This window comes from Citrobacter sp. wls826 (assembly GCF_005281245.1).
Classification (GTDB): Bacteria; Pseudomonadota; Gammaproteobacteria; order Enterobacterales; family Enterobacteriaceae; genus Citrobacter; species Citrobacter braakii.
The window spans coordinates 252,905-254,849 of sequence record NZ_SZWS01000027.1; the positions used below are offsets into that span (position 1 = coordinate 252,905).

Below are 1,945 nucleotides of genomic sequence, written 5' to 3' on the forward strand. Positions count from 1 at the left end.
GTATAGCCATTGCCAGAGCCTTGATTCTCAAGCCTTCCCTGATCATTCTGGATGAACCAACATCGTCGCTCGACAGAACCGTACAGGCGCAAATCCTGACGTTATTAAAGTCTTTACAGGAAAAGCATCGCCTGGCTTATATCTTTATCAGCCATGATTTGCACGTAGTACGCGCGTTATGCCATCAGGTTATTGTGCTAAGGCAGGGAGAGGTCGTGGAGCAAGGACAATGCGAGCACGTATTTAATGCGCCACAGCAGGCATATACGCGTCAGCTGCTCGCGCTAAGCTGACGCTCAAAACGGATTGTTATTTGAAAACGGCTCTGCGATGGCCACGCCGAAATTTTTCAGTCTGCAGGTCGCGGCAAATTCATCCTGACGATTCACAAACAGGCACGGCTCCCCTTCGCATTCCAACACGGAACAAGGTACCTCAATGTCGCTGAGGGCCTGGCTGAGTTTATGCATGACTGACCACGCGCTGTCACCATCAGGGCTAAGCAATTTGAGCGCCACCAGGCTGTTCTCATTGCTCTGACCGTTTTGCGGAATCGGTTCAACCTTTGAACCTGCGAAACCCACCGACCAACGATAGCACTGTGGCAGACGATGAACGATTGAGAGTTGTAATGTCATCACTTTCTTTCCCTGGAAGTACAATCACTTCACAATTATTTTACATCAATATTAACACATCATTGACAATACGTCTTTAAACAGTTCGTAAACGTTTACACCCTGACTTTATGCCACTTTCCGAACCAAATATTTAAATTTATTCAACGGTTCTGGCATATTTCCGCGCTATATGTACTCGTTTCTGCGATCTAACTCAACCTTTTTAACTACAATGATGTGACTTTTTACATAAATTGATTTTACATAAAATAAACATAAACGGGGAAATTGATAGATTTTCGGTTGATGTACATCAACTCTGGAGGCCCTATCGCCCCCAGGTTGTGTAATAGATCACCGTTTTTTGGCGCGACTGGCGTAGAGATAGAAGAGAATTGAGCAGGTAGCGCAAAATGCTATCGACCAGATCATCGGCCAGGCCGAGTTAAAAGTCGCCAGTGACAGCAGCGCCCCAACGATGGCGCCAATGCCAAAACGGAACGTCCCTGCCAGCGATGACGCCGTTCCCGCCATATGCGGAAATTCATCCAGAATGACTGCCATGGCGTTGGATGACACCATCGACACGCAGCCAACAAACGCCGCAACGCCCACCACCAGCGCCCAGAAACCAACCCCGAACAGCGCGCTAAAGACCATCCAGCCCGCCATCACGAACTGGATCCACAGGCCAGCACGGAACATATTCAATGCCCCAACCCGACGAACAAAGCGGCTGTTGATGATGGTCATCACGAACAGGAAAACAATGTTCAGCGCGAAGTAATAGCCGAAATGCTGCGGTGAAACGTGGTTAATCTCAATGTAAACAAAAGGTCCGGCGCTCAGGAACGAGAACATCCCGGCAAAACTAAACCCACTGGCCAGCATATAGCTCAGTACACGCTTGTGGCGAAACAGCGAGGCAAAGTTGCCGAGAGTAGTACGCAAGCGAAACGGCTGGCGGCGCTCAACCGGCAAGGTCTCTTTGATCAGCGTAAAGATCATCACCGACGCCAGAATAGCCGCCACGGCGAGGATCCAAAAGATGTAGTGCCAGCTCAGCCATACCAATACCCAGCCGCCCACGATGGGTGCCAGTAAGGGTGCAATTGTCGTGACCAGCATGACAAAGGACATCATGCGCGAAAACTCTTCCTTCGGATAGATATCGCGCATCAGGGCGTTGATAACCACGCTCGCCGCAGCCGCAGCCAGACCATGGAAGAAACGCATCACGATCAGTTGATCGATAGTTTGTGCCAGCGCACAGGCAACTGCCGCCGCCGCAAACACCAGCGTCCCGCCCAGAATCACCGGCTTGC

General features: G+C 50.4%; 2 protein-coding genes and 1 pseudogene. 1 reads left to right on the forward strand and 2 read right to left on the reverse strand.

Annotated elements, in window-relative coordinates; translation table 11 throughout:
* Positions 1-293 (forward strand): annotated as a pseudogene (locus FDW87_RS22025) (microcin ABC transporter ATP-binding protein); the annotation flags it as partial.
* A gap of 3 nt (positions 294-296) precedes the next feature.
* Here the strand turns inward: FDW87_RS22025 and FDW87_RS07050 are convergent.
* Together FDW87_RS07050 and FDW87_RS07055 are read right to left on the reverse strand one after the other, a co-directional pair.
* Positions 297-641 carry a YejG family protein gene (locus FDW87_RS07050; protein WP_029139605.1) on the reverse strand — a complete coding sequence of 115 codons (345 nt, stop codon included), beginning with the start codon at positions 639-641 and terminating at the stop codon, positions 297-299.
* A gap of 333 nt (positions 642-974) precedes the next feature.
* Positions 975-1,945: Bcr/CflA family multidrug efflux MFS transporter (locus FDW87_RS07055; protein WP_252363058.1), on the reverse strand; the 971-nt coding region annotated here is incomplete at its 5' end.